Origin of the sequence: Burkholderia cenocepacia (assembly GCF_900446215.1) — a bacterium.
Classification (GTDB): domain Bacteria; phylum Pseudomonadota; class Gammaproteobacteria; order Burkholderiales; family Burkholderiaceae; genus Burkholderia; species Burkholderia cenocepacia.
The window spans coordinates 331,078-357,075 of sequence record NZ_UAQZ01000003.1 but is presented as its reverse complement, the minus strand read 5'-3'; the positions used below and the strand labels follow the sequence as shown (position 1 = coordinate 357,075).

General features: G+C 67.8%; 23 protein-coding genes and 1 tRNA gene. 8 read left to right on the top strand and 16 right to left on the bottom strand.

The features are described from left to right. Nucleotide 1: 1 nt before the first annotated feature. Together gatA and gatC are read right to left on the bottom strand one after the other, a co-directional pair. Entirely contained in the window at nt 2-1,492 is a 1,491-nt protein-coding gene (gene gatA, locus DTA15_RS12400) for an Asp-tRNA(Asn)/Glu-tRNA(Gln) amidotransferase subunit GatA (RefSeq protein WP_006494379.1), read from the bottom strand. Between the two features lie 69 nt (nt 1,493-1,561). Then, nucleotides 1,562-1,861, bottom strand: coding sequence for an Asp-tRNA(Asn)/Glu-tRNA(Gln) amidotransferase subunit GatC (gatC, locus tag DTA15_RS12395; protein WP_006485929.1), 300 nt, complete (start codon nt 1,859-1,861; stop codon nt 1,562-1,564). Nucleotides 1,862-2,228: 367 nt separating this feature from the next. On the opposite strand from gatC, the gene DTA15_RS12390 reads away from it, so the two are divergent. The 5 genes from DTA15_RS12390 to rodA all read left to right on the top strand — a co-directional run bounded on the left by DTA15_RS12390 (nt 2,229) and on the right by rodA (nt 8,378). Continuing rightward, nucleotides 2,229-3,272 carry a rod shape-determining protein gene (locus DTA15_RS12390; protein ID WP_004189550.1) on the top strand — a complete coding sequence of 348 codons (1,044 nt, stop codon included), beginning with the start codon at nt 2,229-2,231 and terminating at the stop codon, nt 3,270-3,272. 138 nt (nt 3,273-3,410) lie between these two features. Continuing rightward, entirely contained in the window at nt 3,411-4,475 is a 1,065-nt protein-coding gene (gene mreC, locus DTA15_RS12385) for a rod shape-determining protein MreC (RefSeq protein WP_012492334.1), read from the top strand. Next, complete coding sequence (gene mreD, locus DTA15_RS12380) at nt 4,472-4,984, top strand: rod shape-determining protein MreD (RefSeq protein WP_006482567.1); 513 nt, start codon at nt 4,472-4,474, stop codon at nt 4,982-4,984. Before mreC ends, mreD begins: the two co-directional genes overlap by 4 nt. A 101-nt stretch (nt 4,985-5,085) precedes the next feature. Then, nucleotides 5,086-7,218 (top strand): penicillin-binding protein 2, encoded by a 2,133-nt coding sequence (gene mrdA / locus DTA15_RS12375; protein ID WP_006482570.1) that lies wholly within the window; start codon nt 5,086-5,088, stop codon nt 7,216-7,218. 11 nt (nt 7,219-7,229) lie between these two features. Next, nucleotides 7,230-8,378, top strand: coding sequence for a rod shape-determining protein RodA (gene rodA / locus DTA15_RS12370; RefSeq protein WP_006482564.1), 1,149 nt, complete (start codon nt 7,230-7,232; stop codon nt 8,376-8,378). Between the two features lie 78 nt (nt 8,379-8,456). On the opposite strand, the gene DTA15_RS12365 is transcribed toward rodA, so the two are convergent. The 14 genes from DTA15_RS12365 to def form a co-directional block, all read right to left on the bottom strand. Then, nucleotides 8,457-9,209 carry a tetratricopeptide repeat protein gene (locus DTA15_RS12365; RefSeq protein WP_006482569.1) on the bottom strand — a complete coding sequence of 251 codons (753 nt, stop codon included), beginning with the start codon at nt 9,207-9,209 and terminating at the stop codon, nt 8,457-8,459. Further along, on the bottom strand, nt 9,206-9,991 hold the full coding sequence (locus DTA15_RS12360) for an HpcH/HpaI aldolase family protein (RefSeq protein WP_006494072.1): 786 nt from the start codon (nt 9,989-9,991) through the stop codon (nt 9,206-9,208). Before DTA15_RS12360 ends, DTA15_RS12365 begins: the two co-directional genes overlap by 4 nt. Nucleotides 9,992-10,317: 326 nt before the next feature. Next, nucleotides 10,318-10,770, bottom strand: coding sequence for a 6-carboxytetrahydropterin synthase QueD (queD, locus tag DTA15_RS12355; protein WP_006482561.1), 453 nt, complete (start codon nt 10,768-10,770; stop codon nt 10,318-10,320). A gap of 18 nt (nt 10,771-10,788) precedes the next feature. After that, nucleotides 10,789-11,421, bottom strand: coding sequence for a 7-carboxy-7-deazaguanine synthase (gene queE / locus DTA15_RS12350; RefSeq protein WP_006482565.1), 633 nt, complete (start codon nt 11,419-11,421; stop codon nt 10,789-10,791). A 75-nt stretch (nt 11,422-11,496) separates the two neighbouring features. Continuing rightward, a complete protein-coding gene (queC, locus tag DTA15_RS12345) occupies nt 11,497-12,231 on the bottom strand; it encodes a 7-cyano-7-deazaguanine synthase QueC (RefSeq protein ID WP_006482568.1) in 735 nt (244 codons plus the stop codon). A gap of 351 nt (nt 12,232-12,582) precedes the next feature. Then, nucleotides 12,583-12,658 (bottom strand) — tRNA-Phe (locus DTA15_RS12340). 60 nt (nt 12,659-12,718) lie between these two features. Beyond that, the gene (gene esaR, locus DTA15_RS12335; RefSeq protein ID WP_012492333.1) at nt 12,719-13,420 is read right to left on the bottom strand and encodes a response regulator transcription factor EsaR; all 702 of its coding nucleotides are present in this window, start codon (nt 13,418-13,420) and stop codon (nt 12,719-12,721) included. Continuing rightward, nucleotides 13,421-15,835, bottom strand: a complete 2,415-nt coding sequence (gene esaS, locus DTA15_RS12330) for a sensor histidine kinase EsaS (protein WP_034178451.1) — start codon at nt 15,833-15,835, stop codon at nt 13,421-13,423. Then, on the bottom strand, nt 15,825-16,415 hold the full coding sequence (locus DTA15_RS12325) for a DUF4390 domain-containing protein (protein WP_006477467.1): 591 nt from the start codon (nt 16,413-16,415) through the stop codon (nt 15,825-15,827). Before DTA15_RS12325 ends, esaS begins: the two co-directional genes overlap by 11 nt. Beyond that, complete coding sequence (gene rsmB, locus DTA15_RS12320) at nt 16,412-17,803, bottom strand: 16S rRNA (cytosine(967)-C(5))-methyltransferase RsmB (RefSeq protein WP_006485768.1); 1,392 nt, start codon at nt 17,801-17,803, stop codon at nt 16,412-16,414. The genes DTA15_RS12325 and rsmB overlap by 4 nt, the downstream gene beginning before the upstream one ends. Before the next feature lie 220 nt (nt 17,804-18,023). After that, nucleotides 18,024-18,881 carry a zinc metalloprotease HtpX gene (gene htpX / locus DTA15_RS12315; RefSeq protein ID WP_006485774.1) on the bottom strand — a complete coding sequence of 286 codons (858 nt, stop codon included), beginning with the start codon at nt 18,879-18,881 and terminating at the stop codon, nt 18,024-18,026. A gap of 99 nt (nt 18,882-18,980) precedes the next feature. After that, a complete protein-coding gene (locus DTA15_RS12310) occupies nt 18,981-19,622 on the bottom strand; it encodes a LysE family translocator (protein WP_006485778.1) in 642 nt (213 codons plus the stop codon). A 120-nt stretch (nt 19,623-19,742) separates the two neighbouring features. After that, entirely contained in the window at nt 19,743-20,735 is a 993-nt protein-coding gene (gene fmt / locus DTA15_RS12305; RefSeq protein WP_006485789.1) for a methionyl-tRNA formyltransferase, read from the bottom strand. A gap of 34 nt (nt 20,736-20,769) precedes the next feature. Beyond that, complete coding sequence (gene def, locus DTA15_RS12300) at nt 20,770-21,273, bottom strand: peptide deformylase (protein WP_006485794.1); 504 nt, start codon at nt 21,271-21,273, stop codon at nt 20,770-20,772. Nucleotides 21,274-21,458: 185 nt separating this feature from the next. On the opposite strand from def, the gene dprA reads away from it, so the two are divergent. The 3 genes from dprA to DTA15_RS12285 all read left to right on the top strand — a co-directional run bounded on the left by dprA (nt 21,459) and on the right by DTA15_RS12285 (nt 25,979). Continuing rightward, nucleotides 21,459-22,772, top strand: a complete 1,314-nt coding sequence (gene dprA / locus DTA15_RS12295; RefSeq protein WP_006485767.1) for a DNA-processing protein DprA — start codon at nt 21,459-21,461, stop codon at nt 22,770-22,772. Nucleotides 22,773-22,808: 36 nt separating this feature from the next. Beyond that, a complete protein-coding gene (locus DTA15_RS12290; protein WP_006485786.1) occupies nt 22,809-23,189 on the top strand; it encodes a thioredoxin family protein in 381 nt (126 codons plus the stop codon). Nucleotides 23,190-23,381: 192 nt separating this feature from the next. Beyond that, nucleotides 23,382-25,979, top strand: coding sequence for a DNA topoisomerase III (locus tag DTA15_RS12285; protein ID WP_012492332.1), 2,598 nt, complete (start codon nt 23,382-23,384; stop codon nt 25,977-25,979). Nucleotides 25,980-25,998 lie beyond the last annotated feature (19 nt).

Here is a 25,998-nt window from a genome sequence, read left to right as displayed (position 1 = left end):
CTTACACCCCTGCCGGAACTTGCTTGTGCCAGTCGGTCGCGCGCTGGAACGCGTCGGCGACCTGCAGCATCCGGGCTTCGTTGAAATAGTTGCCGATGATCTGCAGGCCGACCGGGCGCTGCGCGTTCGCGCCCGCGCCGAAGCCGCACGGCACGCTCATGCCGGGCAGACCGGCGAGGCTCACCGACAGCGTGTAGATATCCGCGAGATACATCTGCACCGGATCGTCGCCCTTCGCGCCGAGATCCCATGCGACCGTCGGCGACGCCGGGCCCATGATCACGTCGCAGGACTTGAACGCTTCCTGGAAATCGTTCGCGATGATGCGGCGGATCTTCTGCGCCTGCAGGTAGTACGCGTCGTAGTAGCCGTGCGACAGCACATACGTGCCGACCAGGATCCGGCGCTTCACTTCAGGCCCGAAGCCTTCGGCGCGCGACTTCTTGTACATGTCGAGCAGGTCGCCGTACTGCGCGGCGCGGTGGCCGAAACGCACGCCGTCGAAGCGCGACAGGTTCGACGACGCTTCCGCCGGCGCGATCACGTAGTACACGGGGATCGACAGCTCCGTCTTCGGCAGCGACACCGGCACGAGCGTCGCGCCGAGCGCTTCGTATTGCTTGAGCGCCGCGTCGATCGTCGCGCGCACGTCGTCGGCGAGGCCGGCGCCGAAATACTCGTTCGGCAAGCCGATGCGCAGGCCGGCGAGCGGCTTGCCCGCGTCGTTGCCGGCCGCCCACGGCTGGCCGAGGTGGCGCGTGAAGTCTTCGTCGTCGCGCTCGAGGCTCGTCGAGTCACGCTCGTCGAAGCCGGCCATCGCGTTCAGCAGCAGCGCGCAGTCGGACGCGCTCTGCGCCATCGGGCCGCCCTGGTCGAGCGACGACGCGAACGCGATCATCCCGTAGCGCGACACGCGGCCGTAGGTCGGCTTGATGCCCGTCACGCCCGCGAACGACGCGGGCTGGCGGATCGAGCCGCCGGTGTCGGTGCCGGTCGCGGCCGGCGCGAGGCGCGCGGCGACGGCGGCCGAGCTGCCGCCCGAGCTGCCGCCCGGCACCGCGTTCGTGTCCCACGGGTTCTTCACCGCGCCGAACGCGGAATTCTCGTTCGACGAGCCCATCGCGAACTCGTCCATGTTGGTCTTGCCGAGCGTGACCATGCCGGCCGCCTGCAGGCGGGCGACGACGGTCGCGTCGAACGGGCTCTCGTAATTCGCGAGCATCTTCGAGCCGGCGGTCGAGCGCCAGCCGCGCGTGACGAACACGTCCTTGTGCGCGATCGGCAGGCCGGTCAGCGCGCCGCCCGCGCCGCGCGCGAGTTCGGCGTCGGCGGCTTTCGCCTGCGCGAGGGTGAGGTCGGCGTCGACGTGGACGAACGCGTTCAGGTCGCGCGCGGCGTCGATCCGTTTCAGGTAGTGCTGCGCGAGCTCGACGGCCGAGCATTCCTTGGCGGCGAGCGCGGCGCGCAGTTCGGTCAGGCTTTTTGCGTGCATTGAGTGGTTTTCCTGGGAATTCTGGGTCGCGCGCGGCGCTGGACGGCCGGCGCGCTTGTCATCGAATGCTTACTCGATCACCTTCGGCACGAGATAGAGGCCGTCCTGGACGGCCGGCGCCGGACGCTGGTTGTCGTCGCGATCGACGACTTCCGTCACGGCGTCGTCGCGCAGGCGCTGCGCGACTTCCTGGATCTGTTCGATCGGGTGGGCGAGCGGCGCGATGCCGGCGGTGTCGACCGCCTGCATCTGCTCGACGAGGCCGAAGAATTCATTGAGCTGGCCGAGCATGTGCTCGGCGTCGGCGTCGGCCATTTCGAGTCGCGCCAGGTGCGCGATGCGTTTCACATCGGTCAGGGTCAGGGCCATGCGATCACCGGAAAAACAAGGCTGCGCAGTGCATCGAAAGCAGCACTGCGGCGGGGGGTTGGAGGGTGCGATCCCACCCTCAAAAATCGGGGCCGAAGCGGCAAAAATACCGCCCGTTTCGATTCAAATACCGTGAAATTATAAGGTATCATTACGCGTTCGACCCAAACCCGGCAGCCTTTTCCCGCACCGTTTCGCCCCACTTCGGCAAGCCGTGCGTGCTTCGTGCGATCCCCGGTAGACATCACTCGCAGCTTCGTGCGCCGCGGCGGCCGCTTCCGCCACGCTTCCCGAGGCTGTTATTTTTTCCGCTGCCGCCCTCAGCGCTCGCTATGCAGGGCCGGCCCAGAGCGAAACAGGATTCTGAATGTTCGGTTTTTTGCGCAGCTACTTCTCCAACGATCTCGCGATCGACCTCGGCACCGCAAACACCCTGATCTACATGCGCGGCAAGGGCATCGTGCTCGATGAGCCGTCCGTCGTGTCGATCCGCCAGGAAGGCGGCCCCAACGGCAAGAAGACGATCCAGGCGGTCGGCAAGGAAGCCAAGCAGATGCTCGGCAAGGTGCCGGGCAACATCGAGGCGATCCGCCCGATGAAGGACGGCGTGATCGCCGACTTCACCGTCACCGAGCAGATGATCAAGCAGTTCATCAAGACGGCCCACGAGTCGCGCATGTTCTCGCCGTCGCCGCGCATCATCATCTGCGTGCCGTGCGGCTCGACCCAGGTCGAGCGCCGCGCGATCAAGGAAGCCGCGCACGGCGCCGGCGCGTCGCAGGTCTACCTGATCGAGGAGCCGATGGCGGCCGCGATCGGCGCGGGCCTGCCGGTCTCGGAAGCCACCGGCTCGATGGTCGTCGACATCGGCGGCGGCACGACCGAAGTCGGCGTGATCTCGCTCGGCGGCATCGTCTACAAAGGCTCGGTGCGCGTCGGCGGCGACAAGTTCGACGAGGCGATCGTCAACTACATCCGCCGCAACTACGGGATGCTGATCGGCGAGCAGACCGCCGAGGCGATCAAGAAGGAAATCGGCTCCGCGTTCCCGGGCTCCGAAGTCAAGGAAATGGAAGTGAAGGGCCGCAACCTGTCGGAAGGCATCCCGCGCAGCTTCACGATCTCCAGCAACGAAATCCTCGAAGCGCTGACCGATCCGCTGAACCAGATCGTGTCGTCGGTGAAGATCGCGCTCGAACAGACGCCGCCGGAACTCGGCGCCGACATCGCCGAACGCGGGATGATGCTGACGGGCGGCGGCGCGCTGCTGCGCGACCTCGATCGCCTGCTCGCGGAAGAAACCGGCCTGCCGGTGCTCGTCGCGGAAGACCCGCTGACCTGCGTCGTGCGCGGTTCGGGCATGGCGCTCGAGCGCATGGACAAGCTGGGCAGCATCTTCTCGTACGAGTGATCGCCCAGTGATCGCCTAGGCAGTCCCGTTTGATATGACGCACCCGCGGCGTGGCCGGATCGCTCGTTCAGAACGAACCGCCGCGCCGTTTGCGCGTCTGAGCATTATTTAACCGATCACACGCGCCCGGCGCCGACCATGGAATACAGTCCGCCGCCCCTCTTCAAGCAAGGTCCGCCCGCGCTCGCGCGGCTCATCTTCTTCGTCGCCCTCGCCATCGCGCTCCTCGTGTCGGACGCGCGCTTCAGCACGCTCGAAATCGCGCGCGGCGTGCTCGGCACAGTGCTCTACCCGCTGCAACGCGCGGCGCTCGTGCCGCGCGACCTGTTCATGGGCGCGGCCGACCTCGCCGTCACCGGCGCGACGCTGCGCCACGAGAACGACGATCTGCGCAAACGCAACCTGCAACTGTCCACGCAGGCCAACCAGGCCGCCGTGCTCACGCAGGAAAACGCGCACCTGCGCGCGGTGCTCGAACTGCGCCAGCACATCGCGACGCAATCGACGCCGGTCGAGATCCAGTACGACACGAGCGATCCGTTCACGCAGAAGATCGTGGTCGGACAAGGCTCGCAGCAAGGCATCCAGGACGGCTCGCCCGTCGTCAGCGAGGACGGCGTGATCGGGCAGGTCACGCGCGTGTTCCCGCTGCAATCCGAAATCACGCTGGTCACCGACCGCGATCTCGCGATTCCCGTGCAGGTGCTGCGCACCGGCCTGCGCAGCGTGATCTATGGCACGCCGAAGGGCGATTCGCTCGACCTGCGCTTCGTGCCGACGAGCGCGGATCTCGTCGCCGGCGACGAACTCGTCACGAGCGGCCTCGACGGCGTCTATCCGCCCGGCCTGCCGGTCGCGAAGGTCGTGCGCGTCGACAAGCTCGCCGATACCGCGTTCGCCCGCGTGACCTGCGCGCCGGTCGCGGCCGTGCGCGGCGCGCGCCAGATGCTCGTGCTGCATTACCGGAACGACATCCCGCCGCGCCCGGCCGAGCCCGATCCCGCGGCCGAGAAGAACGCGAAGGGCAAGAAGGGCAAGGCCGCCGCGAAGGCCGAGAAAGCCGACAAGGCCGACGCGAACGCGAAGCCGGCCGCCGCGGCCCCGCCCGCCGGTGCGAACCCGGCGCCGGCCCCTGCCGCGCCGGCCAAGCCCGCCGTCGCGCCCGCGAAGCCCGCTGCCGGGCAATCAGGAGCCCAGCGATGAACCGCCCGCAATACATCCTGCAGCCGGTCAATCCGTACTTCATCGTCTTCAGCCTCGCCGCCGCGTTCCTGCTGAACCTGATGCCGTGGGGCCGCCTGCCCGGCGTGCCCGACTTCGTCGCGCTCGTGCTGCTGTTCTGGAACATCCACCAGCCACGCAAGGTCGGGATGGGCGTCGCGTTCGCGCTCGGCATCCTGATGGACGTGCACGACGCGGGGCTGCTCGGCGAGCATGCGCTCGCCTATACGCTGCTGTCGTACGGCGCGATCACGATCCACCGCCGCGTGCTGTGGATGCCGATCGGCGTGCAGGTGCTGTACGTCACACCGCTGCTCGTCGTCGCGCAGCTCGTGCCGTTCGTGATCCGCCTGCTGATGGGCGCCGCGTTCCCCGGCTGGCGCTACCTCGTCGACGGTTTCGTCGAAGCCGCGCTGTGGCCGATCGCGAGCCACCTGCTGCTGATGCCGCAACGCCGCCCGGTCGACCCGGACGATACGCGCCCGATCTGAGCCGGACCGACCTTGAATACCCGCCGCCCCCACGCCCGCCGCGCGCCGCGCTCCGGGGCGGCACCTCGCCCGCGTCCGCGCGCGGGCCAGATTGCCCTTAAATGACCGAATTCAACGACACCCAACAGCAGCTCTCGAAGTTCCGCCTGCGCGTCGCGGCGGCGGGCGTGTTCGTGTTCGTCTGCTTCGGGCTGCTCGCGAGCCGCTTCTTCTATCTGCAGCTGATGCAGCACGGCAAATACGCGCTGCAGGCCGAGGAAAACCGCATCTCGGTCGCGCCGATCGTGCCGAACCGCGGGATCATCACCGACCGCAACGGCGTGGTCCTCGCGAAGAACTACTCGGCGTACACGCTCGAGATCACGCCGTCGAAGCTCGACGACACGCTCGACAACACGATCGACAAGCTGTCCGAGATCATCCCGATCGACGCGCGCGACCGCCGCCGCTTCAAGAAGCTGCAGGAAGACTCGAAGAACTTCGAGAGCCTGCCGATCCGCACGCGGCTCACCGATGCCGAAGTCGCGCGCTTCACCGCGCAGCGTTTCCGCTTCCCCGGCGTCGACGTGCGCGCGCGGCTGTTCCGCCAGTACCCGCTCGGCATGACGGCCGCGCACGTGATCGGCTATATCGGCCGGATCTCGAAGCGCGACCAGGATCGCATCGACGCGATGAGCGACGACAACGACAGCGACCAGGAGCACTACGACCCGCGCCGCGACGCGAACAACTACAAGGGCACCGACTACATCGGCAAGATCGGCGTCGAGCAGAGCTACGAAACCGAGCTGCACGGGCTGACCGGCTTCGAGGAAGTCGAGGTGACGGCCGGCGGCCGGCCGGTGCGCACGCTGTCGCGCACGCAGGCGACGCCCGGCAACAACCTCGTGCTGTCGCTCGACATCGGGCTGCAGCAGGTCGCCGAGCAGGCGTTCGCCGGCAAGCGCGGTGCGCTCGTCGCGATCGAGCCGAAGACGGGCGACGTGCTCGCGTTCGTGTCGTCGCCGAGCTTCGACCCGAACTCGTTCGTCGACGGCATCGACCAGCAGACCTGGGACGAGCTGAACAACTCGCCCGACAAGCCGCTCCTGAACCGCCCGCTGCACGGCACCTACCCGCCCGGCTCGACCTACAAGCCGTTCATGGCGCTCGCGGGCCTGACGCTCGGCAAGCGCACGCCGGGCTGGGGCTTCCAGGACCCGGGCTACTTCACGTTCGGCGGTCACACGTTCCGCAACGACGTGCGCTCGGGCCAGGGCTGGGTCGACATGAACAAGGCGATCATGGTGTCGAACGACACCTACTTCTACATGCTCGCGCGCGACCTCGGCGTGAACGCGATCGCGAACTTCATGAAGCCGTTCGGCTTCGGCCAGATCACCGGGATCGACATCCAGGGCGAGGCGCGCGGGATCCTGCCGTCGACCGACTGGAAGAAGAAGGCGTTCAAGAAGGCGGCGCAGCAGAAGTGGTTCGACGGCGAGACGATCAGCCTCGGAATCGGCCAGGGCTACAACTCGTTCACGATCCTGCAGCTCGCGCACGCAACCGCGACGCTCGCGAACAACGGCGTCGTGATGAAGCCTCACCTCGTGAAGGAAGTCGAGGATCCGATCTCTCGCGCGCGCCACCTGACCGTGCCGAAGGAAAGCGAGGTGATCCCGCTCAAGCAGGCCGACATCGACGTCGTGAAGCGCGGGATGGAGAACGTGATCGAGAACCCGTCCGGCACCGCGTACAAGGTGTTCCGCGGCGCGCCGTACCTCGCCGCCGGCAAAACCGGTACCGCCCAGGTGTTCTCGCTGCAGGGCTCGAACTACAAGGGCCACCTGCTCGCCGAACACCTGCGCGACCACGCGCTGTTCATCGCGTATGCGCCGGTCGACCATCCGCAGATCGCCGTCGCGCTGGTCGTCGAAAACGGCGGCTGGGGCGCCCAGGCCGCCGGCCCGATCGCGCGTCGCGTGCTCGACTACTACCTGGTCGAGCGCCAGAACCCGAAGAACGAAGCCGCGGCCGTGGCCGCCGCGGCGTCGGCCACTGAGCCGGTGAGCGCGCCGGTGGTCGGCGACACATCCAAGCCGGCCACGATCGCGGCCGGCTTCACCGCACTGCCGCAGCCGGTCGTGCCGTCGGCGGCCAGCGACGCGCAGCCGGTCGTCGCCACGCCGCGGGACGACAACCATCGTGCGACGGCCCCCGCGAAAGCGGCGGACGCCGGCACCGCTCATTAACGGAGAAAGGCATGCAATTCGACAAGCGCGCCTGGCTCGACAAGATCAAGCAGATGTTCGCGGGCTTCGACCGTCCGCTCGCCCTCATCGTGTTCCTGCTGCTGTGCGTCGGCATCGTCACGCTGTACAGCGCGTCGATCGACGTGCCGGGCCGCGTCGAGGACCAGTTGCGCAACATCCTGCTGACGTTCGTGCTGATGTGGGTGATCGCCAACATCCCGCCGACCACGCTGATGCGCTTCGCGGTCCCGCTCTACACGTTCGGGGTCACGCTGCTGATTGCCGTCGCGCTGTTCGGGATGACCAAGAAGGGCGCGAAGCGCTGGCTGAACGTCGGCGTCGTGATCCAGCCGTCCGAAATCCTCAAGATCGCGACGCCGCTGATGCTCGCGTGGTACTACCAGCGCCGCGAAGGCGGGCTGCGCTGGTACGACTTCATCGCCGCTTTCGGGATCCTGCTGGTGCCGGTCGGGCTGATCGCGAAACAGCCGGACCTCGGCACGGGCCTGCTCGTGTTCGCGGCCGGCTTCTTCGTGATCTACCTCGCCGGCCTGTCGTTCAAGCTGATCGTGCCGGTGCTCGTCGCGGGCGTGATCGCGGTCGGCTCGATCGCGGTGTTCGAGGAACGCATCTGCCAGCCTGAAGTGCAGTGGCCGCTGATGCACGACTACCAGAAACACCGGGTGTGTACGCTGCTCGACCCGACGTCCGACCCGCTCGGCAAGGGCTTCCACACGATCCAGGCCGTGATCGCGATCGGCTCGGGCGGCGTGCTCGGCAAGGGCTACCTGAAAGGCACGCAGGCGCACCTCGAATTCATTCCGGAAAAGCACACCGACTTCATCTTCGCGGTGTTCTCGGAGGAATGGGGGCTCGCCGGCGGGCTCGTGCTGCTGACGCTGTACATGGCGCTGATCGCGCGCGGGCTCTACATCGCCGCGCAGGGCGCGACGCTGTTCGGCCGGCTGCTCGCGGGCTCGCTCACGCTCGCGTTCTTCGTCTACGCGTTCGTCAATATCGGGATGGTGAGCGGCGTGTTGCCGGTCGTCGGCGTGCCGCTGCCGTTCATGAGTTACGGCGGCACCGCGCTCACAACGCTCGGCATCGCGATCGGGATGATCATGAGCGTCGGGCGGCAGCGGCGGTTGATGAAGAGTTGACCGCGCGGCCTGCGCTGCGGCACACGACAACGGCGCCTGCGGGCGCCGTTTTGCATCGGGCGGACCGAATGCAGCCGCTTACTGCGGCGGCGCGTGCGGTTTGCCTGGCTCCGCGCCGGTGCCCGATGCCGGCCCCGGCGCCTTCAGCCGCGCGCTCAGCTCCTTGAATTTCATCCCGGCCGTCTCGTCGCCCTGCGCGGCCGCCGCCGCGTAGTACGCGCGTGCGATGTTCAGGTTCTGCGCGACGCCATCGCCGCCGCGCTCGTAGAACGACGCGGTCACGTACTGCGCGGTCGGCTCGCCCGCGTCGGCGGCCTGCTTGTACCACACGAACGCCTGCCGGTTGTCGCGCGGCGTGCCGCGCCCGTCGAGGAACTGGTTCGCGAGCGACAGCTCGGCCTGCACGTGCCCCTGCTTCGCGGCCCGCAGGAACCAGCGATGCGCTTCCGCCGGATTGCGCGCGACGAACTCGCCATCGTCGAACATCCGGCCATACACGTACTGCGCATGCGACATGTTCGCTTCCGCCGCGCGCTTGAGCCAGCGCAGCCCTTCGTCGACGTTCGCGGTCACACCTTCGCCCGTCAGCAGCATCATCGCGTAGTTGAACTGCGCGAGGCGATCGCCGCGCTCGGCCGCATCGTGGAATTGCACCAGCGCCGCGCGATAGTCGCCGGCGTTGTAGTCGGCGACCGCCGATTGCGTCTCGCGCGACGGGTCAGGCTTCGCTTGCGGCGCGCCCTGCGCGACGGCCGCCGCCCACACGGCCCACAGGCCGACCATCGCCCCGATCCGCGCGCGCCCACGGCACGCACCGTCTGCGCCGTTCATGACCGTACCTCCTGCAACGCCTGCCGCGTCGCGCGCAACAGCCAGCTCACGTCGGCCGACACCGTGATCAACCGGTAGCCGGCCTCGCGATACTGGCGCGCGGCCGCCGTGTCGCCCGCGAAGATGCCGACCGCGACGCCCGCCTGCTTGCCCGCCGCGAGCACGCGCGCCATCGCGGTTTCGACGTCCGGGTGGCGGATATCGCCGAGATGCCCGAGGCTCGCCGCGAGATCGGCCGGGCCGACGAACAGGCAATCGACACCGGGCGTCGCCGCGATCCGCTCGACTTCGTCGACGCCGCGCGCCGATTCGACCTGCACGATCACCGCGACTTGCGCATTCGCCGTCTGCAGGTAGTCGCGGCGCATGCCGAACGCCGCCGCGCGCACCATGCCCGCGACGCCGCGCAGCCCGTCCGGCGATTCGGGCGACGGGAAGCGCGTGAGCCGCACCGCGTGCGCGGCGTCGTCGGGCGTCTCGATACACGGAAACATCAGCGTGCGGGCGCCGGCGTCGAGCGCACGCTTCACGAGCCACGGCTCGCGCGCCGGCACGCGCACGACCGGCTCGCTCGGCAGGTGCGCCGCGGCGATCGCGCGCAGTTGCGACGCTACATCGCGACTGTCGTTCGGCGCATGCTCCATGTCGATGCAGAGCCAGTCGTAACCGGCATGCGCGAGCGCTTCCGCGGCCGAGTCGCTGCCGAGCGACAGCCACAGGCCGTACAGCGGCTCGTCGCCGTCGCGCAGGCGTTGTTTGAGGGAATTGGTGAGCGTGCTCATCGATACGGCCTCCGGAACGGAACGGCAATCGAACGGGACAAGCAACTGGCGAAGCGGAAAGCGGCATGCGCGCCGCCGGGCAACCGAAGCACGGCGGCGGCGGCAGATCACGCCCCAGAGAACGTGAGTCGGCCCGGGACGACCGATCTGACAGCGCAGGCCGCGCAATGGCTCACGCGCGCGCTTTTCCGTGCCGCACGACGATCATAGCGCGGCCGGATGCGCGATGCGGGAACCGAAGGGGGAAGCCGTATCGGCGCGGGACGCGGCGGCTGGCGACGACGGGCAGCCCGCGCCGAACGGCGGGGCTGCCGAGAAAGGCAGAATCAGCGGCCGGGCTGGCGCTCGACGTCGGCCCAGCAGTTCGGCGTTTCGTACAGACGCACGCGCTCGAGGCGCAGATTCACGCCGTAGTGCGCGTCGTACACGTTCGCGAGCAGGTCGAACGCGATCGCCGCGAGGTTCTCGACGGTCGGGATCCGGTCGATCACGACCGTCTTGTGGTCGGCCATCTGCTCGAGGAACGACCGCACGACCTCGTCGCGCGCATAGACCAGGAACGCGTGATCCCACTTGCTGACGAGGTGCTCCATCGCGAGCGCCTTCACGTCGGCGAAATCCATCACCATGCCGCGGTCGGGCGCCCCCTCGGTATCGACGAGATCACCGCGCAGCGTGATTTCGAGCACGTAGCGATGGCCGTGCAGGTTCCTGCACTGGCTGCGGTGATCGGGGATGCGGTGGCCCGCGTCGAATTCGAGTTTTCGGGTAATCAGCACGATGTCAAAAGCCGTGGCTCAGGGAATGTTCAGATATTTGTGGGTCTGCATCGACAGCCGCCACTGCGGATGACGCTTGCACCAGTCGATCGCGAGCTTCGTATTGAGGTCGCGCGACGGGCCGTCCATCGGCTGGACCAGGAAATACTCGAAGTCGAGCTTCGCGTAGTCGGCCAGCCGCTGGTTGTCCTGCGGCACGACGACCTTCAGTTCGTTGCCCTTCGTGACGACGAGCGGCGCATCGGCCTTCGGGCTCACGCAGATCCAGTCGATCGATTCGAGCACCGGCAGCGAACCGTTGGTTTCGATCGCGATCTCGAAGCCGGCCGCATGCAGCGCGTCGACGAGCGGCTGGTCGAGCTGCAGCATCGGCTCGCCACCCGTGCAGACGACGAAGCGGTGCGCTTCGCCCTCCGGCCACAGGCCGGCGATCGTCGCGACGAGCGCGGCGGCGTCCTTGAACTTGCCGCCGTTCTCGCCGTCGGTGCCGACGAAGTCCGTATCGCAGAAGCGGCACACGGCCTCCGCACGATCCTCTTCGCGGCCCGACCACAGATTGCAGCCGGCGAACCGGCAGAACACGGCCGGCCGGCCCGCATTCGCGCCCTCGCCCTGCAACGTGTAGAAAATTTCCTTGACCGCGTAAGTCATCGTCCTTCGTCCGGCTCGCGCCGCTCGTTGTCGATCAGAATCCGTTGTCCATCAAGCGCCGCCGGCGCAGCCGCGTCACAGCGGCGCTTCGGTCACCCGCTCGCCCTTCAGGTAGGCCTCGTAGCCGCGCTTGCGCAGCTTGCAGGCCGGGCATTCGCCGCAGCCGAAGCCCCAGTCGTGCAGTTCCGCGCGTTCGCCCACGTAGCAGGTGTGCGTCTCGACGCGGATCAGTTCGACGAGCGCGTCGCCGCCGAGCTGTTCGGCGAGCTGCCAGGTCTGCGCCTTGTCGAGCCACATCAGCGGCGTCTCGAGCACCATGCGCGTATCCATCCCGAGATTCAGCGCGACCTGCAGCGCCTTCATCGTGTCGTCGCGGCAGTCCGGATAGCCCGAAAAATCGGTCTCGCACATCCCGCCGACCAGCACGCGCAGCCCGCGCCGATAGGCGATCGCCGCGGCGATCGTCATGAACATCAGGTTGCGGCCCGGCACGAACGTGTTCGGCAGGCCGTTCGCCGTCGTCTCGATCTCGATCGTGCGCGTCATCGCGGTATCGCTGATCGCGCCGAGCACCGACAGGTCGATCATGTGATCGTCGCCGAGCCGGTCCGACCACGCGGGAAACCTGTGCTTCAGCGCTTCGCGCACGCCTTCGCGGCACTCGAGTTCGACGCGATGACGCTGGCCGTAGTCGAAGCCGAGCGTCTCGACCGTCTGGTAGCGTTCGAGGGCCCATGCCACGCACGTGGCGGAATCCTGCCCGCCGGAAAACAACACGAGCGCGCCGTCTTTAGCGTCTGTCCGAATCACCGTGATACTCCGTGAATGTGTAGGCTCGCGTCGCACTGCGCCCCGAGGCCGGCTGCCGCCGGGCGGCCCGACGCGGCCGGCCTGTGCCGGCTCGACCAGTATAGGCAGCGCGCTCGGCCGCGAATGCGGCGGCGCGCTTATACCGCTCATCGCACGGCATCGTTGCCGCGCGCCACGACAGGCGCACCGCGAGCAGCCTGCCATGCGCATGAAGCGATGCGCTAAGTCATTGAGCGGGCACGGATTTTATCATGCCCCGGCGAATGCTGCCGGGCCAGCGGCCCACGACACGCGATACCCACCACAAACGAAAAACCCCAAGAACCTTCCGATTCTTGGGGTTTTAAATGCTGGTGGCCTGGGACGGAATCGAACCATCGACACGCGGATTTTCAATCCGCTGCTCTACCAACTGAGCTACCGGGCCAACGAAGAATGAAAGTATATCGAGCTATTCGCCCCCGAGCAAGTGCTTTCGCAAAATATTTTACAGCGCGCCTTCGGACGGCTTCTTGCCGAGCTCGACGCCGAGTTGCTTGAGCTTGCGATACAGGTGCGTGCGCTCGAGGCCCGTCTTCTCCGCGACGCGCCTCATGCTGCCGTTCTCGCGCGCGAGGTGATATTCGAAGTACGCGCGCTCGAACGCATCGCGCGCTTCGCGCAACGGGATGTCGAACGGGATCGCGGCCGTCTGGCCCGCGAGGCCGAGCGCCGACGCCATGTCGTCGCCGAGCGTCGGCAGCGCCGCCGCGGACGCGACCGCCGCCGGCCCCGCGGCCTGCCCGCCGCCCGCCTTCGCCGCCGCGTTCGCGGACACCGGCGCCGCGCCGCGGGCGAGACCGTGCTCGACCGACTTCAGCAGCTTCTGCAGCGCGATCGGTTTCTCGAGGAAATCGAGCGCGCCGATCTTGGTCGCCTCGACGGCCGTATCGATCGTCGCGTGCCCGGACATCATGATCACGGGCATCGTCAGCAGCCCCTGCGCCGCCCATTCCTTGAGCAGCGTGACGCCGTCGGTATCGGGCATCCAGATATCGAGCAGCACGAGATCGGGCGCCTGATTCAGCCGGTATTCCCGCGCGGCCTGCGCGTTCTCCGCCGCCTCGACGACATGTCCTTCATCGCTGAGGATCTCCGAGAGCAATTCCCGGATGCCCATTTCATCATCTACCACCAGGATGGTTGCCATTTACGCTGCCTTTGTCTGCTCACTTGCTTTTGTCTTGGCGGGTGTCGTCCCGTCCTGTGCGCCCGGTTCGGCGCCTGGCGTATCGCTCGCCATCTGCAGGAAGAGGATCGACACCTGCGCACCCTCGACGGTCTCGCCGTGCATGCGATTGCGCAGATCGATCCGCGCGCCGTGCTCGTCAACGATTTTCTTGACCGTGGCCAGCCCGAGCCCCGTGCCCTTCGCCTTGGTCGTCACGTAAGGCTCGAACGCACGGGTCAGGATGCGTGCCGGAAAACCGGGCCCGTTGTCGGACACGGTAAGACGTACCGCGACGCGCGTTTTGCCCTCGGCGTCGGGGTCGCCATATTCTACTGTCTTGGTTTCGATCAACACACGCGGATGCGCGGACTCCGCGACCGAATCCTGCGCATTCTGCAGCAGGTTGTGAATCACCTGACGCAATTGCGTCGCGTCGCCGCGAATCACCGGCAGCGACGGCGCGAGCTCGGCGACGATCGGGCTCTTGCCCTCGCCGACGCCGTACAGCCCGAGCACCTCGCTCGCCAGTTCGTTCAACTGCAGGTTCGCGAGCACCGCCGGCGGCGTGCGCGCGTATTCGCGAAAATCGTCGACCATCCGCTTCATCGCGGCCACCTGGTTCACGATCATCGTCGCGCCGCGCTTGAGCACGTCCGCGTCGGGCGGTGCGAGCTTGTCGGACAGCTTCATCTGCAGCCGCTCGGCCGACAGCTGGATCGGCGTCAGCGGATTCTTGATCTCGTGCGCGAGCCGCCGCGCGACCTCGCCCCACGCGACCGAACGCTGCGCGGAAATCACGTCGGAAATGTCGTCGAACACGACCACGTAGCCGGACGTCTGCGGATCGTCGGCCTGCCCTTCGACCGTCGACACGAGCCGCGTACCGCGTACGAGCAGCGTCAGCGGATCGGTTTCGCCCGGCACCTCGATCGCGAACTGCTGCTGCCAGTGGCCGCGATCACCGCTGCCGCCGTCGGACGCCGCCTCGCGATCGGCGAACGCCTTGCGTACCATCGCGCCGAACCCGGCGGCCACGCCGATCCGGTCGAGCGTCGTGCCGATCAGCGTGTTGAACGGCTGCCGGAAGATCCGCTCGGCGCCGCGATTGGCCGTCGTCAGCCGGAACTGGCGATCGAGCACGAACACGCCGGCCGTCAGGTTCGCGAGGATGCTCTCGAGATACGTCTTCGAATGCTCGAGCGCGATGCGGTTCTTCTCGACCGCGAGCCGCGCCTCGGACAACTGGCGCGTCATCGCGTTGAACGACTGCGTGAGGAAGCCGAGCTCGTCGCGCGTCTTGATCTCGCGCTTCGGCGTGTAGTCGCCTTCCGTGATCTCCTTCGTGCCCTGCGCGAGCAGGAACAGCGGCCGTGCGAGCTGCTGGCCGAGCGCGAGCGCGAGCATCATCGCGATGAAGGTCGCGAGGAACAGCGCAAGCGTCAGCGTGCCGATGTACATCTTGCGCAGCCCCGTGCGGCCGAGCGACTTTGCCTGGTACTCGCTGTACGCGCGCTGCACGGCGTCCGCGTTGTGCGCGAGCGTCGGCGGCACCGGCTGCGTGAGCTGCAGGAACCGCTCCGCCGGCTGCAGCAGCGACGTCGTCGCGTCGGGAATCGGCCGCACGACGCGCAGCCGCAGCGCGCCCTTCGCGCCGTGTGCGCGCGGGTCGCCGTCGACTTCGCCCTCGATCGCCGCATACGCGCCGTGTTCGCGCGCCTGGCTCAGCATCAGCGGCGTCGGCAGGTCGTCCGGAATAAGCGCCGCGAAATTGCCCGACGCCTGCGCGACGATGTGCAGGTCGGGCGCGGCGCCCGAGCCGCCGCGGCTCGGCTCGACGATCGTCGCGTCCTGCACGCCGAACTGGTCGCGCAGCCGCAGCAGCGTGAGCGTCGTGCCGTTCGTGTTCGCATCGACGCTCGCGAGCTGGTCGGACATCAGCCGCGCCTTCGTCTGCAGATCGGACAGCGACGCATCGAGCATCCCGCGGCCGAGGTTCAGGCCGGCCGTCAGCGCCGTCTCGACGTTCACGTCGAACCACGACTCGATACTGCGCGACACGAACTGGTACGACACGATGTAGATGATCCCGCCCGGCACCACGCCGACGAGCGCGAAGAACACCGCGAGCTTCGCGAGCAGCCGTGTGCCGAACTTGCCCTTCCTCAGGCGCACGACGATCATCCCGATCAGCCCAAGCACCACGAGCAGGAACACGAGCGCGACGACGATGTTCGTCGCGTACAGCCACGAGTAGTAGCGATCGAAGAATTCGGTGTTCGCGCTCGCGGCCGCCAGCAGCACGAGCAGCAGCAGCGCGGTCAGCGCGACGGTCGAGACGATCACGCGGACGAGGAGGCTCTTCCCGCTGGCCGCGCGGCGTACTTTATTTAGCACGTTCGGTCACCGTGAAGTTGAAGCGCTTCCAGTCCGACCCGAGCGTCCAGTCGCGATTGTTCACCGCGTCGACCTGGAACGGCTTCGGCATCAGCGCCGTATCGAGCTGCATCCGCACCGACGCCGTGTAGGTTTCGCCGGCACGCACCTGGTTACGGTCGATCACGTGCCACGACGTGATGTGCCGGACCACCGCGAGCGCATCCTTCAGCGACGGGAAGCCGAGCTGCAGGCCGCCCGTCGACACGCGGTACTCGCGCGTGAGCGGCTGGAACGACAGGCGGATCGTCTGCGTGACCGCCACCGGCTGCTCGTCGAACCAGTACCAGCGCGCGCGGCTCAGCTCGAAGTCGGTCGTGAAGTAAAGCGGGATGCCCTTGTTGACGGCATCCTCGAGGTTCGGATTCAGCTCGAAGTCGAACCGTGCGTCGAGGCTCCAGCCGCTTCCGTCGGACTGGAGCGACGCGCGTTGCACGGCGATCGATTCGGCATGCGCCGGCCGCACGACGGCCAAGCACAGCGTCAACGCGACCAGCAAGACGGCCGCGAGCCGAAAGGGAAAAAGGTGTTTGATCGTCACCGTTTCTGAAACCGCGCGTAGAAAAATCCGTCGTGATCGGTGTTCTGGTCGAGTGCGCCGGCGGCCGCCCGTCCCTGCACGCCGCCCGGCAGCAGTTGGCCGGGGGCGTCCAATCGTACCGCATCTTCACAGGCCGCTTCAAACCAGCGGGCCTGCCCTTCGCCTTCTTCGGGGAAGATCGAACAGGTCACGTAAAGCAGTTCGCCGCCCGGCTTCACGAGCGGCCACAGCGCCGACAGGATGCGACGCTGCTCCGCGACCAGCGCCGGGATGTCGGCCTCGCGGCGCAGCCAGCGGATGTCGGGGTGCCGCCGCACGATGCCGGACGCCGAGCACGGCACGTCGGCCAGGATGCGATCGAACGGACGCCCGTCGTACCACGCGTCCGGCGCGCCCGCGTCGCCGACGCACACGTTCGCCGCGAGCGACAGGCGCACGAGATTCTCGCCGATGCGCGCCGCGCGCGTCGCGTCGCTTTCGAGCGCCACGACTTCCGCGTCGGCGAGTTCGAGAATATGGCCGGTCTTGCCGCCGGGCGCCGCGCACGCGTCGAGCACGCGCATGCCGTCGCGCGCGCCGAGCCATTCGGCCGCGAGCTGCGCGCCGGCGTCCTGCACCGACACCACGCCGTCGGCGAAGCCCGGAATGCGGTCGACCGGCAGCGCCGACGCGAGCCGCACCGCATGCCGGCCGATCGCGACCGCTTCGATTCCGCTCGCACGCAGCGTGTCGAGATACGCATCGACGTTCGCGCGACGCGCGTTCACGCGCAGCGTCAGCGGCCCCTGGCGCTCGCCGGCCGCGAGGATCGCCTGCCACGCGTCGGGCCATGCGCGCTTCACCGCATCGACCCACCACGCACGGTAGTTCCAGCACGCAACCGGATCGTCCTGCATCGCCGCGACGAGTGCGTCGCGCTCGCGCAGGAAACGGCGCAGCACCGCGTTGACCATCCCCTTCGCGAACGCGAATTCGCGCCGCGCACCGATGACGGTGACGGCCTGGTCGACCACCGTGAACGCCGGGTACGCAGCTTCGTCAGGCGGGTCGAGCAGCAGCGCGAACGCGCCGGCGAGCACCGCGTGCACGTGCGCGGGCGGCGCCTTGCTGACGAACTTGCCGATCAGCCAGTCCGCGCTGCCGAGGCGACGCATCGTCCGGTAGGCGACGTCCTGCGTCGCGCCGCGTGCGAGTGCCTGCGCGCCGGACGGCATCTGCGCGAATACCGTCGACAGTGCCGCCGGCAACGCGGTGCCGCGTCGCACCGCATCGACCGCCTGCGCGGCCGCGTCGAGCGCGAAGCCGAGCGAATCGGGCGCCAGGTGCAGCGCAGCCAGGCGCGCCGGGCGGCCGGAAGAAGTCGGAGCGGAAGAACGGGGTCGTGTCATCGGTACGGAATCGGCAAGCAGGCGCGGCAAACAAATGCGGCAAACGGCGGGATCGCAGTCGCCGGATGGCCCGGCGATCCCAAACCGCGCATTGTAGCGTGCGACCATGCTGCCCCTTTGGCCCCTTTACGGCGAGCGCAAATGAAACACCCCGCAGCACGGCGCATGCGGGGTGGCAAGGGGGCCTCCGCGCGACATCAGCCGCGCGGTACACCGGAGGTCAATCGAAGCGGCCGGTGCGCGCCATCTCCATCAGGCGCGCGATGCGTTCCTCGGTGGCCGGGTGCGTCGAGAACAGGTTCTGCAGGCCGCCGCCGTGCAGCGGGTTCATGATCATCATCTGCGCGGTGGCCGGATGGGCCTCGGCCGCCTGGAACGGAATGCCCGCCGCATAGCGATGAATCTTGTCGAGCGCGGTGGCGAGCGACTGCGGATCGCCGGAAATCTGCGCGCCGCCGCGGTCGGCCTCGAACTCGCGGGCCCGCGAAATCGCCATCTGGATCAAGGCGCCCGCGATCGGCGCGAGCAGCGCGACCGCTATACCCGCGATCGGATTGGCCGGCCGGCCGTTCTCGTCGCGCCCGCCGAAGAACATCGCGAAATTCGCGAGTGCCGAGATCGCACCCGCCATCGTCGCGGTGATCGTCGAGATCAGGATGTCGCGGTGCTTCACGTGCGCGAGCTCGTGCGCCATCACCCCGCGCATCTCGCGCTCCGACAGCACGCGCAGGATACCCGTCGTCGCGGCGACCGCCGCGTGCTCGGGGTTGCGCCCCGTCGCGAACGCGTTCGGCGCATCCTCGTTGATCAGGTAGACGCGCGGCATCGGCAGGTTCGCGCGCGTGGCCAGCTCGCGCACCATCCGGTAGAACTGCGGCGCCGTGTTCTCGTCGACTTCCTGCGCGTTGTACATGCGCAGCACCATCTTGTCCGAGAACCAGTACGAGAAGAAATTCATGCCGAGCGCGAACAGCAGCGCGATCGTCATGCCGCGCGAGCCGCCGATCATCCCGCCGATCACGATGAACAGGGCCGTGATCGCGGCCATCAGCATCGCCGTTTTGACCCAATTGAACATACCCACTCCTTATCCGTCAGGGGACCGCCGCGCATCACAGGGCACGGCGGAAAATTGTAAGCGATTTGTTAGATAAGGTCTTGCCGGAAAAATTCAATCTCAGCGTTGCGACGTTGCAAGACGAAGTCCGAGGCCGACGAACGCGCTGCCGACCGTGCGGTCGAGCCACTTCTTGACGCCCGGCTTGCCGGAAAAGCGCTGTGTGACGCTGCCCGCCACCCACGCGACCAGGCTCGTCCAGACCGTGCTCATCGCGACGAACACCGCGCCGAGGGTCAGGAACGCCCATGTCTTGTGCGGACTGTCGGCCGAGACGAATTGCGGGAAGAACGACACGAAGAACAGCACGACCTTCGGATTCAGCACGTTGGTCCAGAAGCCCTGCATGAACAGCTGGCGCAGCGGCTTGGCGACCGCGACCTGCGCGGCTGCGGCGCCCGACGGCGCGGCGGCCTGCTTCGCGATGATCATCCGCACGCCGAGATAGATCAGGTAGGCGGCGCCGACCAGCTTGATCACCGTGAACGCGGTGGCCGACGCGGCCAGCAGCGCGGTCAGGCCGAACGCGCAGGCGAGCGCGTGAACGCAGCAGCCGGCCGAAATGCCGAACGCCGACATCAGCCCCGCGCCGCGCCCCTGCGCGACGCTGCGGCCGACGATGTAGGCCGTATCAGGGCCGGGCGTGACGTTCAGCAGGAAAACCGCGAACACGAAGAAGCCGAAATGGGTGATGCCGAACATGAAAACCTCGAAACCGGAGAGCGCAGGGAAATTCTACGCGCGCCTGCCGCACCGCGCGACTCGGCCGTCCGGCCAGTTGCGCCGGGCCGGCAGACCGGGTCGAATGGCGCTCAGGCCGTGTCAGTCGACGTCGGGCAGCGCGAACCGCTGGCCCGCGGCGAGCGGCGAACCGGCGAGGAATTCGCGCGCGGGCAGCCGCTTGCCGCCCGGCTTCTGCAGCTGAGTGACGCGCAGCGCGCCGCTGCCGCATGCGACCACCACGCCTTCCGGCGCGGCTTCGACGATCGTGCCGGGCGCCGCGTTGGCCATCGTGCCGCGCGCCGCCACGGGCTCGGCCGCCCACAGCTTGATGGCCGCGCCGTCGAGCGTCGCGACGCCGCCCGGGAACGGATCGAATGCACGCACCTGGCGCGCGAGTACGTCGGCCGGCTTGCGCCAGTCGAGCGCCGCTTCGTGCTTGCCGATCTTTTCCGCGTAGGTCACGCCGTCGGCGGGCTGCGGCGTCGCCGGCAGCGTGCCGTCGCGCTCGAGCCGCACGAGCGCGTCGACGATCAGCCGCGCGCCGTCGGCGGCGAGGCGGTCGTGCAGCGTCGCGGTCGTATCGTCGGGCGCGATCGCGATGCGCGCCTCCTCGATCATCGCGCCGGTGTCGAGGCCGACGTCCATCTGCATCAGCGTGACGCCCGTCTCGGCGTCGCCGGCCTCGATCGCCCGATGGATCGGCGCGGCGCCGCGCCAGCGCGGCAGCAGCGACGCGTGAATGTTGATGCAGCCCGCGCGCGGGATGTCGAGCACTTCCTGCGGCAGCAGCAGGCCGTACGCGGCCACCACCATCACGTCGTGCTGCGTCGTGCGCAGCAGTTCGATCGCGTCGGCCGCCTCCGCCGGGTACTTGCCGGCGCGACGCAGCGACGGCGGTTGCGCGACGGTCATCCCGTGCTCGACGGCGTAGCGCTTCACGGCACTGGCCTGGAGTTTCATCCCGCGGCCGGCCGGGCGATCGGGCTGGGTAAGCACGAGCGGCACCGGGAAACCGGCCTCGTGGATCGCGGCAAGGGCAGCCGCGGCGAATTCCGGCGTGCCGGCAAAAATCACGCGCAACGTATGGGTCATGACAGCGTTCGGGGTCGGGCTGGGTGCACGCGCATCACATCGCGCGTTCGAGTTTCTTCATCTTCGTCTTGATGCGCGTCTGCTTGAGCGGCGACAGGTATTCGACGAACACGCGGCCCATCAGGTGATCCATCTCGTGCTGGACGCACACGGCGAGCAGGCCCTCGCAGTCGAGCTCGAACGTCTCGCCCTGCTCGTTGAGCGCACGCACGCGCACGTGGTCGGGGCGCTCGACTTCGTCGTAGATGCCGGGCACCGACAGGCAGCCTTCTTCATAAGTCTGCTTCGCGTCGCTCGACCACACGATTTCCGGGTTGATGAACGCGCGCAGCTCGTTCTTCTCCTCGGAGACGTCGATCACGATCACGCGCTCGTGCACGTCGACCTGCGTGGCCGCCAGGCCGATGCCGGGCGCCGCGTACATGGTCTCGGCCATGTCGGCGACGAGCTTGCGGATCCGGTCGTCGACCTTGTCGACGGGCTTCGCGACCTTGTGCAGCCGCTTGTCGGGGTAATGAAGAATATTGAGCAAAGCCATGGTGTTCGGTATTCGGTGGAGCGGCGTGCCGCATCGGCCATCCGGCCGGCTGGCGCCGCCGCCGGGATGCAATGAAGATGAGGCGGATGCGTGGCATATCAATGCCGCGGATCGCGCCTCCTGCAATCGGCCGGGCGCCTGCGCGCACGGCCCTGTCGAGTATTTCGGATGATGAAAATTTTATCATGGCGCCACGCGCTTCGCTGGCCGCCGCATTCGAGGGCCGCCTCATGTCGCCGCAAGCGCTGACGCCCGCCGCGCTGCGCGCATGGCTGCAGTTCGCGCATGCGCCCGGCCTCTCGCCTGCCGTGCTGCAACTGCTGCTCGCGGCATTCGGCTCGCCGGAGGCGTTGCTGCGCGCGTCCGACGAGGCGATCGCCACCGTGAGCAGCCCCGCCGCCGCGCAGGCCGTGCGCATGAGCGAGCGCGACGATCTCGATACGCGCACCGCCGCCGCGCTTGCGTGGCTCGACGGGCCGGGCAACGTGCTCGTCACGCTGAGCGATCCGGCCTACCCGCCGCGGCTGCGCGACCTGCACGATCCGCCGCCGCTGCTATATGTAAAGGGAGGGCTCGAGCTGCTGCACGCACGCGGCCTCGCCGTGGTCGGCAGTCGCCATGCGACGCCGCAAGGGCTCGCCGACGCCACGCAGTTCGCCCGCACGTTGTCCGACGCGGGCCTCACGATCGTCTCGGGCCTGGCGCTCGGGATCGACGGCGCCGCGCACCGTGGCGGGCTCGACGGCCGGTCGGGCACCGTCGCGGTGATCGCGACGGGCGCCGATCTCGTCTATCCGGCGCGGCACCGCGCGCTCGCCCACGAGATCGCCGCACACGGCGCGATCGTGTCGGAATGGCCGCTCGGCACGCCGGCCCGCGCCGCGCATTTCCCGCAGCGCAACCGGCTGATCGCCGCGCTCGCGATCGGCGCGCTCGTCGTCGAGGCCGCTCCGCGCTCGGGCTCGCTGATCACCGCGCGGCTCGCGAACGAATTGGGGCGCGACGTGTTCGCGATACCCGGTTCGATCCACGCCCCGCTCGCGCAGGGCTGCCACGCGCTGATCCGCGACGGCGCGAAGCTCACCGCGGCGCCGCTCGACGTGCTCGAGGAATACGGGCTGGACGAACCGGCGGCGCGCGCAACGAGCGGCGCAATGCGAGCCGGCAATCAGGGCTCGAACACCGACGCGCTCCGCGAACCTGAAACTGCCGGCATCGCGCAGGCGAATCGCACGGCGGCGACCACCGCACCGGCCTCAATCGAAGCCGCTCCACCAGGCAATCCGTCGGAACGAGCGGTGCTCGCCGCCCTGGGATACGGCCCCGTGACATACGAATGGCTGGCCGAACACAGCGGCCTGTCCGACGACGTGCTGCATGGCGCGCTGCTCGCGCTGGAACTGGCCGGCCGCGTCGCGAGCGTCGCCGGCGGCCGCTTCGCGCGGCTTGACGCAGCGCCCACCCCCTCCACGCGGGGCGTGCTACATTCCCCGGCATAGGGGCGGCCCGGCCGCCGACGCTACCCAAGGAATGCCATGCCCGCGCTGAATCTCGACACCGATGCCGATCGGATCGCCGAGCGCCTCGCCGATCCCGGCACGTTGCTGGTCGCCTGCCTGTGCGCCGAGTGGTGCGGCACGTGCCGCGACTACCGCACCGCCTTCGACCAGCTCGCCGACGCGCATCCGGACGCCTGCTTCGCCTGGATCGACATCGAAACCCACGCCGACCGGCTCGACGATCTCGACGTCGAGAACTTCCCGACCATCCTGATCGAGGATGCCCACACCGCGCGCTTCTTCGGCACGGTGCTGCCGCACGCGGCGATCGTCGAGCGCATGCTGTCCGACCTGAGCGCGGTGCCAGGTGCGCCGCACGCACCGAAATTGCGCGACGTCCTGAACGTCGAAGCCTGAATTCGCGGCCGGCCCGGCGGTTTTGCGCCCGTTTGCGCGCGCCGCCGCGTCGGACGCTTGCCGCCGTTGCGGCCCCCCTCTATGATGAGCCGCTTTTTACACGCCGAGCCGCCGTCGCTGCGGCGTGTGCTATAAAGCGGTCGTAAAAGGGACCCACAACCGGCGAACCCGGTCTACCAACACACACCTGTCATGTCCAAAGCACTGATCATTGCGGAAAAGCCTTCTGTCGCGAACGACATCGCACGCGCTTTGGGCGGCTTTACCAAGCATGACGAGTATTACGAGAGCGACGATTTCGTCCTTTCGTCCGCTGTCGGCCACCTGCTGGAAATCGCCGCCCCGGAAGAGTACGAGGTCAAGCGCGGGAAATGGAGCTTCGCGCATCTTCCCGTCATTCCGCCGCATTTCGACCTGAACCCGATCGCAAAAAGCGAGTCGCGCCTCAAGGTGCTCACGAAGCTGATGAAGCGCAAGGACGTCGACCGCCTGATCAACGCATGTGACGCGGGGCGCGAAGGCGAGCTGATTTTCCGCCTGATCGCGCAGCACGCGAAGGCCAAGCAGCCGGTCCAGCGCCTGTGGCTGCAATCGATGACGCCGCAGGCGATCCGCGACGGTTTCGCGAACCTGCGCAGCGACTCCGACATGCAGCCGCTTGCCGACGCCGCACGCTGCCGCTCGGAAGCCGACTGGCTCGTCGGGATCAACGGCACCCGCGCGATGACCGCGTTCAACAGCAAGGGCGGCGGCTTCTTCCTGACCACCGTCGGTCGCGTTCAGACGCCAACGTTGTCGATCGTCGTCGAACGCGAAGAGAAAATCCGCCGCTTCATCCCGCGCGACTACTGGGAAGTGAAAGCCGAATTCGCGTGCGCGGGCGGCTTCTACGAAGGCAAGTGGTTCGACCCGAAATTCAAGCGCGACGAATTCGATCCGGAAAAGCGCGATTCCCGCCTGTGGAGCCTGCCGGCCGCCGAAACGATCGTCGCCGCCTGCCGCGACCAGGTCGGCACGGTGTCCGAGGAATCGAAGCCGTCGACGCAGCTGTCGCCGCTGCTGTTCGACCTGACGAGCCTGCAGCGCGAGGCGAACAGCCGCTTCGGCTTCTCCGCGAAGAATACGCTCGGCCTCGCCCAGGCGCTGTATGAAAAGCACAAGGTGCTGACCTACCCGCGTACCGACGCGCGCGCGCTGCCGGAAGACTACCTGTCGACGGTCCAGTCCACGCTCGAGATGCTCAAGGAGAGCCACAACTACCTGCCGCATGCCAAGCAGGTGCTCGACAAGGGCTGGGTGAAGCCGAACAAGCGGATCTTCGACAACTCGAAGATCAGCGATCACTTTGCCATCATCCCGACGCTGCAGGCGCCGAAGTCGCTGTCCGAGCCGGAGCAGAAGCTGTACGACATGGTCGTGAAGCGCTTCCTCGCGGTGTTCTTCCCGGCCGCCGAATTCCGCGTGACGACGCGCATCACCGAAGTCGCCGGGCATCACTTCAAGACCGAAGGCAAGGTGCTCGTCGAACCGGGCTGGCTGCAGGTGTACGGCCGCGACGCCGAAGGCGCGGACGCGAACCTCGTGCCGGTGCAGAAGGACGAGAAGGTGAAAACGGACGAAATCGCCGCCGTCGCGCTCGTGACCAAGCCGCCCGCACGCTACTCGGAAGCGACGCTGCTGTCCGCGATGGAAGGCGCCGGCAAGCTGGTCGAGGACGACGAGTTGCGCGAGGCGATGGCCGCGAAAGGTCTCGGCACGCCGGCGACGCGCGCGGCGATCATCGAAGGCCTGCTCGGAGAGAAGTACCTGCTGCGCGAGGGCCGCGAACTGATCCCGACCGCGAAGGCATTCCAGCTGATGACGCTGCTGCGCGGCCTCGGCGTGAAGGAGCTCACCGCGCCCGAGCTCACCGGCGAATGGGAATACAAGCTGTCGCAGATGGAGCGCGGCAATCTCGGCCGCGACGCGTTCATGCAGGAAATCGCCCGCATGACGCAGCAGATCGTCAAGCGCGCGAAGGAATACGATTCCGACACGATTCCCGGCGACTACGCAACGCTCGAGACGCCGTGCCCGAACTGCGGCGGCCAGGTGAAGGAAAACTACCGCCGCTTCGCGTGCACGAAGTGCGACTTCTCGATCTCGAAGATCCCGGGCAGCCGGCAGTTCGAGATTCCGGAAGTCGAGGAGCTGCTGCAGAAGAAGGAAATCGGGCCGCTGTCCGGGTTCCGCAGCAAGATGGGGCGCCCGTTCTCCGCGATCCTCAAGCTGTCCTTCGACGACGAGACGAAGAACTACAAGCTCGAGTTCGATTTCGGCCAGGACCAGGGCGGCGAGGAAGGCGAAGCGCCCGACTTCTCCGCGCAGGAACCGGTCGGCGCGTGCCCGAAGTGCAAGGGCCGCGTGTTCGAGCACGGGATGAGCTACGTGTGCGAGCACTCGGTCGCGAACCCGAAGACCTGCGACTTCCGCTCGGGCAAGGTGATCCTGCAACAGGAAATCACGCGCGAGCAGATGGGCAAGCTGCTGGCCGACGGCCGCACGGATCTGCTGCCGAACTTCAAGTCGTCGCGCACCGGCCGCAACTTCAAGGCGTTCCTCGTGAAGCAGCCGGACGGCAAGATCGGTTTCGAGTTCGAGAAGAAGGAGCCGAAAGCCGCCGCCGCGAAGAAGACGGCCAAATCGGCGACGAAGGACGCCGAAACCGTGACGGAAGGCGCCGAGGAGAAACCGGCACCGGCCCGCAAGACCGCCGCCCGCAAAACCACGGCGCGCAAGACGGGTTCGTGACGGCCCGACCGCCGGGCGC